Genomic DNA, 14,746 nt, shown 5'->3' with positions numbered 1-14,746 from the left:
CGCAATGACGAGACATCGCCGGATTGAATTGACCACATTCCCGGTCGGATGACCGTGAGGACATGAGCATGTCGGCATCGACCACCGCTGACGCAGCAGCCGCGGCGCCCGCCGAGCCCTCCGAGCACGTTCCGGCGACGCGGCTGATCGCGTTCCTGATCATGGTGTTCGGGATGTTCATGGCGATCCTGGACATTCAGATCGTCTCGGCGTCGCTGTCGGAAATTCAGGCCGGCCTATCGGCCTCGTCGAGCGAAGTCTCGTGGGTGCAGACCGCCTATCTGATTGCCGAAGTGATCGCGATCCCGCTGTCCGGCTTCCTGTCGCGCGCGCTCGGCACCCGTAATCTGTTCGCGATCTCGGCGGCCGGCTTCACCTTCGCCAGCCTGATGTGCGGCTTCACCTCATCGATCGCCGAGATGATCGTGTGGCGCGCAATCCAGGGCTTCCTCGGCGCCGGCATGATCCCGACCGTGTTCGCCTCGGCCTATACGGTGTTTCCACGCAGCAAGTTCAACATGGTCGGTCCGATCATCGGCCTCGTCGCGACGCTGGCACCGACCATCGGTCCGACGGTCGGCGGCTACATCACCGATCTGATGTCGTGGCATTGGCTGTTCTTCATCAACGTCGTGCCGGGAATCCTGATCACCATTGGCGTGCTGTCGCTGGTCGATTTCGACGAACCGCATTACGAGCTGCTCGATCATTTCGACTGGTGGGGCCTCGGCTTCATGGCAGGCTTCCTGGGCTCGCTCGAATACGTGCTGGAAGAGGGGCCGCGCAACGACTGGTTCAACGACGAGTCGATCTTCATTTTCGCGATCGTCTGCGCGGTGTCGGCGGTGGCGTTCTTCTGGCGGGTGCTGACCGCGCGCGAGCCGATCGTCGACATCCGCGCGTTCACCGACCGCAACTTCGCGATCGGCTGCATGTTCCAGTTCTGCGTCGGCATCGGGCTGTACGGCCTGACCTACATCTATCCCCGCTATCTCGCTGAAGTGCGTGGCTACAGCGCGCTGATGATCGGCGAGACGATGTTCGTCTCCGGCATCGCGATGTTCTGCACCGCGCCGATCGTCGGCCGGCTGATGGCGCTGGTCGACATGCGGATTCTGGTCGCCGTCGGCTTATTGCTGTTCGCCGGCGGCACCTGGCAGATGACCTGGATCACCCGCGACTTCGATTTCTACGAGCTGCTGTGGCCGCAGATCTTCCGCGGCGTCGGCATGATGATGGCGATGGTGCCGGTCAACAACATCGCGCTCGGCACGCTGCCGCCTCACCGGGTCAAGAACGCCTCCGGCCTGTTCAACCTGACCCGCAACCTCGGCGGCGCGCTCGGGCTGGCGCTGATCAACACCGCGCTGGACAACCGTACCGACTTCCACATCTCCCGGCTGCACGACAAGGTGAACTGGGGCAACGCCCAGGCGGTCGAGCTGCTCAACACCTTCACCCAGCGCTTCCAGGGCATGGGCGACGCCTCAATGATGGCGCTGAAGCAGCTCACCAGCATCGTCCACCGCCAGGCCGTGGTGATGAGCTACGGCGATGCCTTCTTCCTGCTCACGGTGTTCTACCTCGGCCTGACCACGCTGGTGTTCCTGCTCGCCAAACCGGCGAACCCGATGGCCGCGGCGGGCGGTGGGGGGCATTGAGGCTCCATGTGCGAGGTTGCTAACGCGCTGCGCGCCGGATAAGCTAGCGCTCTGTCGCTCGAACCGGAGGAGATTTGCATGATCAAGATGCGTTCGCAGATCGCGCCTCCGCGTACGATGTCTCGACCGGATGCCCGCGCCGCCTGCTAGAGGCGATGTCCGCCAGCATTGATCGGGCTTAGTTCCCGATCCCTCCGATTACAAGAGCATTCCTGTTTTCAAAGACGTCTGCGCGCGCCCTGCCGCCGCTCGTCAACCTTGGAGCCGCCCTGCGAGAGCGCGGGCGGGATGATGCCATGACCACGCAATCCAAGACGAGACCAACCGCGATGCGGTCGGTGCTGCCCTTTGTGTTCCGGCACTGGCTGAAACAGCCGGTCAGAGCCCTCGCGGTCGCCTTCGGCCTGCTCGGCGCCACCGTCGCCGACCTGTTCATGCCGCTGTTCTCGGGCCATCTAGTCGACGCCGTCTCGGCCGGTGCGACCGATCCGGCCGCGCGCCGCGCCGCCTTCGTGGCCTTCGGTGTGATCGTAGCGCTCGGGGTGATCTCGGTGGTGATGCGTTTCGCCGGGATGCAGGCGATCGTGCCGTTCACGTTGCGGATCATGTCCGACGTGGCGCGCGAGGCGTTCGGCCGGGTGCAGCGTTTTTCCACCGACTGGCACGCCAACAGCTTCGCCGGCTCCACGGTGCGCAAGGTCACCCGCGGCATGTGGGCGCTCGATCTGCTCAACGACACGCTGCTGATGGCGCTGCTGCCGTCGCTCGTCGTGCTGATCGGATCGATGATCCTGCTCGGCCTGCATTGGCCGTCGCTCGGCCTGGTGATCGGGATCGGCTCGGTGGTCTATATCGCGATGACGGTGCTGTTCTCGATCCGCTTCATCGCGCCCGCCGCCCGGCTCTCCAACGCCTGGGACACCAGGGTCGGCGGAACCCTGGCGGATGCGCTGACCTGCAATGCGGTGGTGAAGTCGTTCGGCGCGGAGAGCCGCGAGGACGGACGGCTGGCGCGTGTCATCACGCGTTGGCGGGCGCGGGTGCTGCGCACCTGGATGCGCTACAACTACACCTCGACCGCGCAACTGGCCGTGCTGCTCTGCGTCCGCGCCGCGGTGATCGGCGGCGCCTTGCTGTTGTGGATGGCCGGCCGCGCCACGGCGGGCGACGTCACTTTCGTCCTGACCAGCTACTACATCATCCACGCCTATCTGAGCGATGTCGGCATGCACATCAACAATCTGCAGCGCTCGGTCAACGACATGGACGAACTGGTGGCGATTCACGACGAGGCCATCGGCGTCGTCGACGCGGCCGATGCCGCGTCGATTGCGATCCAGGGCGGGGAAATCGTGTTCGACGACGTCACGTTCCATTATGGCGGCCATCCGACGCCGCTGTATGACGGTCTGTCGGTCCAGATCCGGGCCGGCGAACGGGTCGGGCTGGTCGGCCGCTCCGGCTCCGGCAAGACCACCTTCGTCAAGCTGGTGCAGCGGCTCCACGACGTCAGCGGCGGCCGCATCCTGATCGACGGGCAGGATATCGCCAAGGTGACGCAGCAATCGCTGCGCAGCCAGATCGCCATCGTGCAGCAGGATCCCATCCTTTTTCACCGCTCGCTGGCCGAGAACATCGCCTATGGACGGCCCGGCGCCGGAATGGCGGCGATCGAGCAGGCGGCGAAGCTCGCCAATGCGCATGACTTCATCATGCGGCTGCCGAAGGGCTACGGCACGCTGGTCGGCGAGCGCGGCGTCAAGCTGTCCGGCGGCGAGCGGCAGCGCGTGGCGCTGGCGCGGGCGTTTCTGGCGGACGCGCCGGTGCTGATCCTGGACGAGGCGACGTCGAGCCTGGATTCGGAATCCGAGGCGCTCATCCAGCAGGCGATGGAGCGGCTGATGAAGGGCCGCACCTCGATCGTGATCGCGCATCGGCTCTCCACCGTGCGCAGCCTCGATCGGATCCTGGTGTTCGATCACGGCCGGATCGCCGAGCAGGGCACCCACGCCACGCTTGCTGCGCGGGTCGGCGGCATCTATCGCGGTCTGTTCGAGCGCCAGGCCTTGCAGGTCGAAGGCATCGCGGCTGCGGAATGAGTCGGAAACGGGCGAGGGGTCCGGCGTGGTGGCGCCGAACCCCTCGTTGGCATCGCTTGCGCGAATAAGCATCAGCCGGCCTGTAAGCCGGGTTCTGGAGGGCACCACCTCCTTGCGGACGTGATACGCGACGGCCATTCCTCTGGGACGCTGTTTGCACAGCGCCTCGAGCAACCTACCCGGACGGCGGGTTTGACATCACCCTGCGGAGTTATCGCCCCGAAGAGCGAACTATCCGCGATGCCGTCCCTATTCGGTTTTGCTCCCGGTGGGGTTTACCATGCCGTCTCCGTTGCCGGCGACGCGGTGCGCTCTTACCGCACCTTTTCACCCTTACTTGCCACGCCCGAGGGCGGGAAGCGGTTCGTTCTCTGTGGCACTTTCCCTGGGGTCGCCCCCGCCGGACGTTATCCGGCACCGTATGTCGATGGAGCCCGGACTTTCCTCCCCGGCGGCCTTTCGGCGCTTGCCGGAGCGGCCGTCCGGCCGACTGACGCGGCAAGCCATGCGGGCTCGGGCCGCGATCGTCAAGCGCGAAACGTCTTCGGCGCCCGGTCCGAAATATTTTAACGTGGCGCTGTCGTTCCGGGCATGGCTCGTTCGACCAGATGCCGGCGGATGACGCCGGCAACCAGGAGACGACGGATATGCAGTACCTGTTGATGATCTACGAGAACGAGGCGGAGGCGGAGCAGCTCGAGACACGGATCAACGGTGAGATGATGAAGGAATACGAGGTCTTCACCCGCGCCATCGTCGAGAGCGGCGCGTTCAAGGCCGGGGATCGGCTGCGGCCGGTGTCGACCGCGACCACGGTGCGGGTGCGCGACGGCAAGACCCTGGTCACCGACGGGCCGTTCGCGGAGACCCGCGAGCAGCTCGGCGGCTATTATCTGATCGAGGCCAAGGATCTCGACGCGGCGCTCGAGATCGCCGCGCGGATCCCGTCGGCGCGCCACGGTTCGGTCGAGGTGCGGCCGATCTGGATGCTGGATCACCGTTGACGCCACGATGACCCCGGCCGAGATCGACATCCTGTTCCGCACCGAGGCGGGGCGCGCGCTGGCGACGCTGATCCGCCTCGTCGGCGATTTCGATCTCGCCGAGGACGCGCTGCAGGACGCCTTCGCAGAGGCGCTGCAGCGCTGGCGGCACGAGCCGCCACCCGGCAATCCGCGCGCGTGGCTGGTGTCGGTCGGTCGCCACAAGGCGATCGACCGCATTCGCCGCAGCGTCGCGTTTCGCGGCAAGCAGGATCTGTTGACGCAGCATCTGCTGCTCGATGCCGAACGCGACGACGATACCGCAGATGCCTCGGTGCTCGACGACGACATGCTGCGGCTGATCTTCACCTGCTGCCATCCGTCGTTCGCGCCGGAGGTGCAGGTGGCGCTGACGCTGCGCACGGTATGCGGGCTGTCGACCGCGGAGGTGGCGCGCGCCTTTCTGGTCGGCGAGGAGGCGATGGCGCAGCGGCTGGTGCGGGCCAAGCAGAAGATCCGGCTCGCCGGGATACCCTACGAGGTGCCGGCGCGCGACCAGCTCGCGCCGCGGCTGAACGGCGTGCTCGCGGTGGTATATTCGATGTTCACCGAGGGCTATCTGGCGACCTGCGGCGAGCAGTTGATGCGGCACGATCTCGCCGGCGAGGCGATCCGTCTGGTGCGGCTGCTCGACGCGCTGATGCCGGGCCGTCGCGAAATCCGCGGGCTGCTGGCGCTGATGCTGCTGCATCACGCCCGTCGCGCCGGGCGCGCCACCGCCGGCGGCGACATCGTGCTGCTGGAGGAGCAGGACCGCTCGCTGTGGGATCGCGCCGAGATCGCCGAGGGACTGCTTCTGGTCGAGGCCGTGCTGCGCGAGCCGGGCCGGCCGGAGCCCTATGCGGTGCAGGCCGCAATCGCCGCGCTGCATGCCCGCGCCGCCAGCCATCGCGACACCGACTGGAAGCAGATCGCCGGCCTGTACGAGGTGCTGATGCGGATCAGCCCGTCGCCGGTGATCGAACTCAATCACGCCGCGGCGATCGCGATGGTCGACGGCCCGGCACGGGCGCTGGATCTGATCGATGCGCTCGACGCCCGCCGCGGGTTGCGCAGCTTCGATCTGCTCCCGGCAGTGCGTGCCGATCTGCTGCGCCGGCTTGGACGCCGCGACGAGGCGCGGGTCGCATATCGCATCGCCTCCGCCGCGACCCAGCTCGAGCCGCTGCGGCGGTTCTTCGCCCGAAGGCTCGCCGAACTCGATGCGTTGGAAGGGGCGGAGGAGAGCGGTCAGCCCAGCGCGGCGACCGGGCGGGCCTCGACCGGCAGCCGTTCGAGCAGCGCGTGCAGCGTCGCCAGCGTCGATGCATCGGCGATGCCGTCGACCTTCTCCGAGCGGAAGTGACGCTGGAAGGCGGTGACGACGTCGGTGGTGCCGTGGTCGTAGCTGCCGCTCACCGGGATGCGGTAGCCGTAATCGGCCAGCCCCTGCTGCATCAGACGCACTTCCTCGCCCTCGGCGCCCTGCTTCAGCGCGGGGCCGGGTACAATCCGCGCCGGCTCGACCCACAGGCCGACGCCGGAGGCGGCGAGCGAGCGCCACGGGAATTTCTCGCCCGGATCCTTCTTGCGTGCCGGCGCAACGTCGGAGTGGCCCACGACGCGATGCGGCGGCACGTTGCGGCGCAGGATGATGCCGCGGCACAGCGCGATCACCGCCGCGATCTGGCGCAGCGGGTAGTCCGGATAACCCCAATCGTGGCCGCGATTTATGATCTCGATGCCGATCGAGCAGGAGTTGATGTCTTCCTCACCGGCCCAACAGGCGACGCCGGCGTGCCAGGCGCGCTTGGATTCCGGCACGCATTGCAGGATGCGGCCGTCTTCCAGCACGACGTAGTGCGCCGAGACTTCGGTGCCGGCCTTGCACAGCCGGGTCAGCGCGCCTTCGACGTCGGGCATGCCGGTGTAGTGCAGCACGATCATGTCGGGTCGGCGCGCCTTGTTGCGCTCGCCGAAATTCGGCGACGGCAGCACGTCGGACACCATCGACGAGTCGGGCGTGAAGGTCTGCATGGACGAGATGCCCTTGGGCAAAAGGAGGGCACGTCGACGTTTCGACTCCGGACCAACGGACGCTAACGAACCTGACAACATCGGACGACTCAATACTGGCAGGACCACGGCGGGAGGCGGAGCGGCGCCGGCTGCAACTTCCGATTTACTATCTGAGTCCCGGTGCTTCCCTGCAACGCGCAGTATTCACGATTTTGCCATTTTCTGTGGACGGGGCCGGGTTCCGCCCATCCTGCCGCGCAGCGAGATGCTGGGGCGAACGCCATCTCTCCGGGCGCGGAATGAACGGTCAGCCGTCAACGGTTTCTTAAGCGTAAGCGCCGTTACTGAGGGGTGAACAGCCGGTGTCAAATTGCCGGCAAATTCTCCTGTGACGCCCCATAAGCCGATGGAAATCCACCAGATTTCTTACGGAGAGCCAGGTTCGTCGGTCGTTTCGACCGGCTGGCACGGCGCTCTGTCGGCGGATTGGGAAGAGGCGAGGCACGATGGGCCCATTGCCCTGCAGCAAGTCGGCGATCAGCCCGGCCGGTTTCCGCGCGACGCGGACCGGACGTGGTCTCAGTGCGGCCAGGGCGATCGCATGAGCTCTTCCGGCGCACGCCATATTCCGGTGCTCGGGCCAGAAGCGGTCGGACTGCTCGCGCCGCGCGACGGCGGCGTCTATGTCGACGGCACGTTCGGGGCCGGCGGCTATACGCGGCTGATCCTGCAGTCCCCTTGCAGCCGCGTGATCGCGATCGACCGCGATCCGACCGCGATCGCTGGCGGGGCCGATCTGGTGGCCGAAGCCGACGGCCGGCTGACGCTGGTGCACGACCGGTTCTCCAATCTGGCCGAGGTCTGCGCCGCGCAAGGCGCCGATACGGTCGACGGCGTGGTGATGGACATCGGCGTGTCGTCGATGCAGCTCGACCAGGCCGAGCGCGGCTTCTCGTTCCGGTTCGACGGGCCCCTCGACATGCGGATGGGGCGGGACGGGCCGAGCGCGGCCGATGTCGTCGCCCGCGCATCCGAACCCGATCTCGCCAACATCATCTACATCTTCGGCGAAGAGCGCTATTCACGCCACATCGCCCGCGCCATCGTCGCGGCGCGCAGCGAGGCGCCGATCATCACCACCAAGGCGCTTGCTGACATCGTCGCCAAAGTGGTGCGCGCCAAGCCCGGCGAGATCCATCCGGCGACCCGCACCTTCCAGGGGCTGCGGATCTTCGTCAATGAAGAGCTCGACGAACTGCACCAGGCGCTCGACGCCGCCGAGCGCGTGCTGAAGCCGGGCGGCCGGCTGGCGGTGGTGTCATTCCATTCGCTGGAAGACCGCATCGTCAAAACCTTCCTGACTGCGCGCAGCAAGACCGGCGGCGGCTCCCGCCATCTGCCGGAGCTTGCGCAGGCGGCGCCGAGCTTCACGCTGCTCAGTAAGCGGCCGATCGTCGCTGGCGATGCCGAAGTCGCGGCCAATCCGCGCGCGCGGTCGGCCAAGCTGCGTGGCGCTGAACGCACCCAAGCGCCGGCGCACGCCGCCGGCGATCTGCCGGGATGGCCGACACTCGCCAGCGTGATGAGGGCCGGCCGATGATGCGCCTCGTGCATGTGCTGGTCATCGGCATGCTGGTGTTCGCAGCAGCCTATGTGTACCGCATCAAGCTGGAATCCACCGTGCGCACCGAGAAGGTGCTGCAGCTCCATGCCGAGCTGCGCAAGGAGCGCGAGGCGATCGCCCGGCTGCGCGCCGAATGGGCCAAGCTGGACTCGCCTGGCCGGCTGCAGGGGCTCGCCGCCCGGCACCTCAAACTGAAGCCGGTCGCCGCGCGTCAGTTCGATTCGCTGAAGAACCTTCCCGAGCGTCCGCCGGCCGTCGTCGATCCTAACGCTCCCGATCCGATCGCCTCGATGATCGAAAAGATCGATCCCGATATCGTCACCGGCTCTCTGCCGGCTCCGGAGCCCGCCCAGTGACAGATTCCACGATGCCGCTCGTCGGCCACCACATCAAATGGCGCCAGCGCTTGATCCGCAGCCTGATCTACGGCAGCGAGGTCGACCGTGACGCCAAGGCGCGCGCGCGTGTCGGGCTGGCGATGATCGCGTTCGCGGCGGTGTACGGGGTGATCGCGTTCAAGCTGGTGATGATTGCGGTGATTGGGGACGGCCACGGCGCGCGGCGCGGCGTGTCTCAGGATGCGGTCGCCACCGCGCGGCCCGACATCGTCGATCGCAACGGGCAGATCCTCGCTACCGACGTCAAGACGCCGTCGCTGTTCGGCGAGCCGCGCCGGATCATCGATCAGGACGAGGCGGTGGAGTTGCTCACCGCGACGCTGCCCGATCTCGAAACCCAGGAGGTGCGCGAGCGGCTGGCGTCGAAGAAGGGCTTCGTCTGGCTGAAGCGCGAAATCACTCCGCGCCAGCAGGCCGAGATCAAGAAGCTGGGCATTCCCGGCATCGGCTTCCTGCGTGAGAACAAGCGCGTCTATCCCAACGCCGCCGAGGTGTCGCACTTGATCGGTCTGGTCAACATCGACAACCAGGGCATCGCCGGCATCGAAAAGTGGCTCGACAGCAATGGCCTCGCCGATCTGCACCGCGCCGGCTTTGCCTCCGACCGGATGCAGCGGCCGATCGAATTGGCGCTCGACGTCCGCGTCGAGCACGCGCTGCGCGACGAACTGCTGAAAGCCAAGGAGAAGTTCAGCGCCAAGGCGGCGTCGGGCCTGGTCTCGGACGTCAACACCGGCGAGATCGTCGCCATGGTGTCGCTGCCGGACTTCGACCCGAACAATCCGAAAGAGGCCAACGACCCCGACCGCATCAACCGGCTCACCACCGGCGTCTACGAGATGGGCTCGACCTTCAAGACGCTGACGCTCGCGATGGCGCTGGACAGCGGCAAGGCGACGCTGAACTCGATGTACGACGCGCGCGGGCCGCTGCAATACGGCAAGTTCAAGATCCACGACGACCACCGGATGGGGCGCTTCATCTCGCTGTCGGAAGTCTTCACCTATTCGTCCAACGTCGGCGCGGCCCGGATCGCGCTGGCGCAGGGCATCGAGGCGCACAAGGCGTTCCTGAAGAAGATCGGCCAGCTCGACCGGCTGCGCACCGAGCTGCCGGAGAGCGCCTCGCCGCTGGTGCCGAAGCGCTGGGGCGAACTCAACACCATCACCATCTCGTTCGGTCACGGCATCGCCGTGGCGCCGCTGCAGGCGGTGATGGGCATCAACGCGATGGTCAACGGCGGCTACCTGATTCCGCCGACCTTCCTGAAGCGCACCCACGAAGAGGCGATGAAGGTCGCCAAGCGGGTGATCAAGTCGGACACCAGCGACAAGATCCGCTACCTGATGCGGCTCAACGCCGAGGTCGGCACCGCACGCCAGGCCGAGCAGATCGCCAAGGGCTACTATCTCGGCGGCAAGACCGGCACCTCCGAGAAGGTCATCAACGGCCGCTACGCCAAGAAGCAGGTGCTGAACTCGTTCACCGCCATTCTGCCGGCCGACAAGCCGAAATATCAGGTGCTGGTGATGCTCGACGAGCCGAAGGCGCTGCCGGAGACGCACGGCTTCATCACCTCCGGCTGGAACGCGGTGCCGACCGGCGGCAAGGTGATCGAGCGAATCGCGCCGTTGCTTGGAATCGAGCCGCGGTTCGATCTGCCGCCGCCGGACCGCCTCATTCTTGCGGCATCGCGGGGCGGTCAGTAACGCCCGGTCTGGCCCGGCGGGGTCGTGGCCTGCCGAGTTGCGCTGCGCCCCGCTTGCGCTAAAAGCCTCTCAGGCGTGAGAACATCTGTCTCGAATCGGACGCCCGAGGACCATGAAGCTCCGCGACCTCTTCAGCGACGAGGCCGAGATCGCCGCGTCGGCGGCCGACCTCGCCATCGGCGGGATCGCCGTCGACAGCCGTGCGGTGAAGCCGGGCGACCTGTTCTTCGCGCTCGCCGGCGCCAAGACCGACGGCGCGCGCTTCGTCGCCGCTGCGATTGCAGCCGGTGCGGTGGCGATCGCAGGTGAGCATCAGCCCGAGCGCGATCTTTCGGTGCCGTTCGTGCGGCTCGCCAATCCACGTCTGGCGCTGGCTCAAGCTGCGGCGCGGTTCTATCCGCGCCAGCCGCAGGTGATCGCTGCGGTCACCGGCACCAGCGGCAAGACCTCGGTCGCAGCCTTCACCCGGCAGATCTGGCAGGAGCTCGGCCATGCCTCCGCCAGCATCGGCACCATCGGTCTGGTGACGCCGACACGCAGCGTCTACGGCTCGCTGACCACGCCGGACCCGATCGCGCTGCATCGCTCGCTCGACGAGATTGCGGGCGAGGGCATCACCCATCTGGCGCTGGAAGCCTCGTCGCACGGGCTCGATCAATTCCGCCTCGACGGCGTCCGCGTCGCCGCCGGTGGCTTCACCAATCTGTCGCGCGACCACATGGATTATCACCCCGACGTCGCGCATTATCTGAACGCCAAACTGCGGCTGTTCCGCAATCTGGTGCAGGACGGCGGCGCGGCGGTGATCTCCGCCGATCACGACTGTTCGGCGCAAGTCATCGAAGCGGCGCGCGCGCGCGGCCTGCGGTTGATCACCATCGGCCGCCATGGCGATCCAGGCGCGGGCATCAAGCTGATCGACGCCGTGGTCGATGGCTTCGCGCAGAGGCTGACGATCGAGCACGAGAGGCGGCGCTTTGCGATCAAGCTGCCATTGGTCGGCGAATTCCAGATCGAGAACGCACTGGTGTCGGCCGGCCTCGTGATCGGCACCGGCGGCGATGCGGCGGCGAGTTTCGCCGCGCTCGAACATCTCGAAGGCGCGCCGGGCCGGCTCGACCTGGTCGGCGCCCGCAATGGCGCGCCGGTGTTCGTCGACTACGCACACAAGCCGGACGCGCTCGCCAAGACGCTGCAGGCGCTGCGGCCCTATGCGAAGCGCAAGCTCGTGGTGGTGTTCGGCGCCGGCGGTGACCGAGACACCGGCAAGCGGGCGCTGATGGGCGCGATCGCGGCCGAGAACGCCGATGCGGTGATCGTCACCGACGACAATCCGCGCAGCGAAGATCCGGCCACGATCCGCGCCGCGATCCTCGCTGCAGCGCCCGGCGCGCGCGAGATCGGCGACCGCGCCGAGGCGATCCGTACCGCGATCGGCGAATTGCAGCCGGGCGACGCGCTGGTGATCGCCGGCAAAGGGCACGAGATCGGGCAGATCGTGGGCGACACGGTGCTGCATTTCAGTGATCACGAGGCCGCGCACGCGGCGTTGTCAGCGAGCGCCGCATGAGCAAAGAACCGCTATGGACCTCGGACGCGATGGCGGAGGCGATGGCCGCGACGTCGAGCGGCACGCTGCCGCGCGACGTGTTCGGCATCTCGATCGATAGCCGCACGCTGGCGCCGGGTGACGCGTACTTCGCGATCAAAGGCGATGTCCATGACGGCCATGATTTCGTCGCTGCGGCGCTGAACGCCGGGGCCGCGCTGGCTGTGGTGGAGAAGGCGCAGCGCGACAAATTCGCCGCCGACGCGCCGCTCCTGGTCGTCGATGACGTGCTCGAAGGTTTGCGCCGGCTCGGCATCGCGGCGCGCTCGCGGCTGTCCGCCAAAGTGATCGCGGTCACCGGTTCGGTCGGCAAGACCTCGACCAAGGAGGGCTTGCGCGCGGTGCTGGGTGCGCAAGGCCCCACCCACGCCTCGGTGGCGTCGTTCAACAATCATTGGGGCGTGCCGCTGACGCTGGCGCGCTGCCCGGCGAGCGTCGACTACGCGGTGTTCGAGATCGGCATGAACCACGCCGGCGAGATCGAACCCTTGGTGAAGATGGTGCGACCGCACATCGCCATCATCACCACGGTCGAACCGGTGCATCTCGAATTCTTCTCCGGCCTCGAGGCGATCGCCGACGCCAAGTCCGAGATCTTCTCCGGGCTGGAGCCGGGCGGCATCGCCGTGCTGAACCGTGATACGCCGATGTTCGACCGGCTCAGCGCCAACGCGCTGCGTGCCAATGTCGGCCGCATCGTCACCTTCGGCGCCGATCCGGCTGCCGATGCGCGGCTGCTCGACGTCGCGCTGCACGCCGATTGCTCGGCGGTGCACGCCCGCATTCTCGGCAATGACGTCACCTACAAGATCGGCATGCCGGGCCGCCACATGGCGATGAATTCGCTGGCGGTGCTGGCTGCGGCGGAGCTTGCCGGCGCCGACCTCGCGCTTGCCGCGTTGGCGATGTCGCAGGTTCAGCCCGCCGCCGGCCGCGGCGCGCGCAAGACGCTTTGGATCGGCGCCGACGAAGCGATGCTGATCGACGAAAGTTACAACGCCAATCCGGCGTCGATGGCGGCGGCGCTGGGTGTCCTCGGCCGCGCCGAGATCGGGCTGCAGGGGCGGCGGATCGCGGTGCTCGGCGACATGCTGGAACTCGGCCCGACCGCGGCCGAGCTGCACCGTGGGCTGGGAGCGGCGGTGCGTGCGCACGGTATCGACCTGGTGTTCTGCTGCGGTCCCTTGATGCGCAATCTGTGGGACGCCCTTTCCTCCGGCAAACGAGGCGGCTATGCAGGCGATGCGACCGCGCTCGAATCCCAGGTCGTCGCCGCGATCAGAGCCGGCGACGCCGTGATGGTGAAGGGTTCGCTCGGATCGCGCATGAAAACGATTGTCACCGCGCTCGAGAAGCGCTTCCCCGGCAAGGCCGCGCGCGACGACGCTGCGGTGTAAGGCGGCTTGAATGCTCTATTGGCTGATCGACCTCTCCGGCTCGTTTCCGGCGTTCAACGTCTTCCGCTACATCACTTTCCGCACCGGCGGCGCGATGGTGACCGGGGCGCTGTTCGTGTTCATGTTCGGTCCCTGGATCATCGACAATCTGCGGCTGCGCCAGGGCAAGGGCCAGCCGATCCGCACCGACGGCCCGCAATCGCATCTGGTTTCGAAGAAGGGCACGCCGACGATGGGCGGCCTGATGATCCTGTCGGGGCTGACGGTCGGCACCGTGCTGTGGGCCAATCCGCTCAATCCCTATGTCTGGATCGTGCTAGCGGTGACGCTCGGCTTCGGCTTCGTCGGCTTCTACGACGACTACATGAAAGTCACCAAGCAGACCCATGCCGGCATCTCCGGCCGCACCCGGCTGCTGATCGAATTCACCATCGCCGCCGCGGCCTGTTTCGCGCTGGTGTGGCTCGGCCGTGCGCCGCTGTCGAGTTCGCTGGTAATTCCGTTCTTCAAGGAAGTGATGATCAATCTCGGCTGGGCGTTCGTGGCGTTCGGCGCGTTCGTGGTGGTCGGCGCCGGCAATGCGGTGAACCTGACCGACGGCCTCGACGGGCTCGCGATCGTGCCGGTGATGATCGCCGCCGCCAGTTTCGGCCTGATCTCGTATCTCGCCGGTAACGCGGTGTTTGCCGAATATCTGCAGATCAACTACGTCGCCGGAACCGGCGAACTGTCGGTGCTGTGCGGCGCGCTGCTCGGCGCCGGGCTCGGCTTCCTGTGGTTCAACGCGCCGCCGGCTTCTATCTTCATGGGCGACACCGGCTCGCTGGCGCTCGGCGGCATGCTCGGCTCGATCGCGGTCGCAGTGAAGCACGAGATCGTGCTGGCGGTGATCGGCGGCCTGTTCGTGCTCGAGGCGGTGTCGGTGATCGTGCAGGTCGCCTCGTTCAAGCTCACCGGCAAGCGCGTGTTCAAGATGGCGCCGATCCACCACCATTTCGAACAGAAGGGCTGGACCGAGCCGCAGATTGTGATCCGGTTCTGGATCATCGCCGTGATGCTGGCGCTCGCCGGCCTGTCGACGCTGAAGCTGCGGTGAGCTGGATGGGCAACGCAGTTGAGTTCGTCATTGCGAGCGAACCGAAGCAATCCAGGGCTCGGTACATGGAGGCTCTGGATTGCTTCGTCGCTTCGCTCCTCGCAATGACGGG

The 14,746-nt window shown here is 66.9% G+C and carries 11 protein-coding genes and 1 other RNA gene; 10 read left to right on the top strand and 2 right to left on the bottom strand.

The genetic code is table 11. The features are described 5' to 3' along the window. The first annotated feature begins 68 nt into the window (after positions 1-68). Both M9H71_RS01215 and M9H71_RS01210 read left to right on the top strand, forming a co-directional pair. Positions 69-1,661: a DHA2 family efflux MFS transporter permease subunit gene (locus M9H71_RS01215; protein WP_455403299.1), complete on the top strand. Its 1,593-nt coding sequence runs from the start codon at positions 69-71 to the stop codon at positions 1,659-1,661. A gap of 296 nt (positions 1,662-1,957) precedes the next feature. Continuing rightward, the gene (locus M9H71_RS01210) at positions 1,958-3,760 is read left to right on the top strand and encodes an ABC transporter ATP-binding protein (protein WP_455403298.1); all 1,803 of its coding nucleotides are present in this window, start codon (positions 1,958-1,960) and stop codon (positions 3,758-3,760) included. A 67-nt stretch (positions 3,761-3,827) separates the two neighbouring features. On the opposite strand, the gene rnpB is transcribed toward M9H71_RS01210, so the two are convergent. Beyond that, an RNA gene (gene rnpB, locus M9H71_RS01205) (RNase P RNA component class A) lies at positions 3,828-4,254 on the bottom strand. Between the two features lie 153 nt (positions 4,255-4,407). On the opposite strand from rnpB, the gene M9H71_RS01200 reads away from it, so the two are divergent. After that, positions 4,408-4,764 (top strand): YciI family protein, encoded by a 357-nt coding sequence (locus M9H71_RS01200; protein ID WP_455403297.1) that lies wholly within the window; start codon positions 4,408-4,410, stop codon positions 4,762-4,764. A 7-nt stretch (positions 4,765-4,771) separates the two neighbouring features. Next, positions 4,772-6,148, top strand: coding sequence for an RNA polymerase sigma factor (locus M9H71_RS01195; RefSeq protein WP_455403296.1), 1,377 nt, complete (start codon positions 4,772-4,774; stop codon positions 6,146-6,148). Here the strand turns inward: M9H71_RS01195 and M9H71_RS01190 are convergent. Continuing rightward, on the bottom strand, positions 6,034-6,900 hold the full coding sequence (locus M9H71_RS01190) for an N-acetylmuramoyl-L-alanine amidase (protein WP_455403295.1): 867 nt from the start codon (positions 6,898-6,900) through the stop codon (positions 6,034-6,036). The two genes, M9H71_RS01195 and M9H71_RS01190, sit on opposite strands and share 115 nt — an antisense overlap. Positions 6,901-7,402: 502 nt before the next feature. Between M9H71_RS01190 and rsmH the strand changes: the two genes are divergently transcribed. The 6 genes from rsmH (at position 7,403) to mraY (ending at position 14,634) form a co-directional block, all read left to right on the top strand. After that, on the top strand, positions 7,403-8,401 hold the full coding sequence (gene rsmH, locus M9H71_RS01185) for a 16S rRNA (cytosine(1402)-N(4))-methyltransferase RsmH (protein ID WP_455403294.1): 999 nt from the start codon (positions 7,403-7,405) through the stop codon (positions 8,399-8,401). After that, a complete protein-coding gene (ftsL, locus tag M9H71_RS01180; RefSeq protein ID WP_455403448.1) occupies positions 8,401-8,781 on the top strand; it encodes a cell division protein FtsL in 381 nt (126 codons plus the stop codon). Before rsmH ends, ftsL begins: the two co-directional genes overlap by 1 nt. A gap of 11 nt (positions 8,782-8,792) precedes the next feature. Further along, positions 8,793-10,532 (top strand): peptidoglycan D,D-transpeptidase FtsI family protein, encoded by a 1,740-nt coding sequence (locus M9H71_RS01175; protein WP_455403447.1) that lies wholly within the window; start codon positions 8,793-8,795, stop codon positions 10,530-10,532. A 112-nt stretch (positions 10,533-10,644) separates the two neighbouring features. Continuing rightward, positions 10,645-12,102, top strand: a complete 1,458-nt coding sequence (locus M9H71_RS01170) for a UDP-N-acetylmuramoyl-L-alanyl-D-glutamate--2,6-diaminopimelate ligase (RefSeq protein WP_455403293.1) — start codon at positions 10,645-10,647, stop codon at positions 12,100-12,102. Then, positions 12,099-13,538 (top strand): UDP-N-acetylmuramoylalanyl-D-glutamyl-2,6-diaminopimelate--D-alanyl-D-alanine ligase, encoded by a 1,440-nt coding sequence (locus M9H71_RS01165; protein ID WP_455403292.1) that lies wholly within the window; start codon positions 12,099-12,101, stop codon positions 13,536-13,538. Before M9H71_RS01170 ends, M9H71_RS01165 begins: the two co-directional genes overlap by 4 nt. 10 nt (positions 13,539-13,548) lie before the next feature. Beyond that, a complete protein-coding gene (gene mraY, locus M9H71_RS01160) occupies positions 13,549-14,634 on the top strand; it encodes a phospho-N-acetylmuramoyl-pentapeptide-transferase (RefSeq protein WP_164603770.1) in 1,086 nt (361 codons plus the stop codon). Positions 14,635-14,746: the final 112 nt, after the last annotated feature.

It is taken from the genome of Rhodopseudomonas parapalustris (genome assembly GCF_053772255.1).
This window is presented reverse-complemented; position numbering and strand designations above follow the sequence as displayed.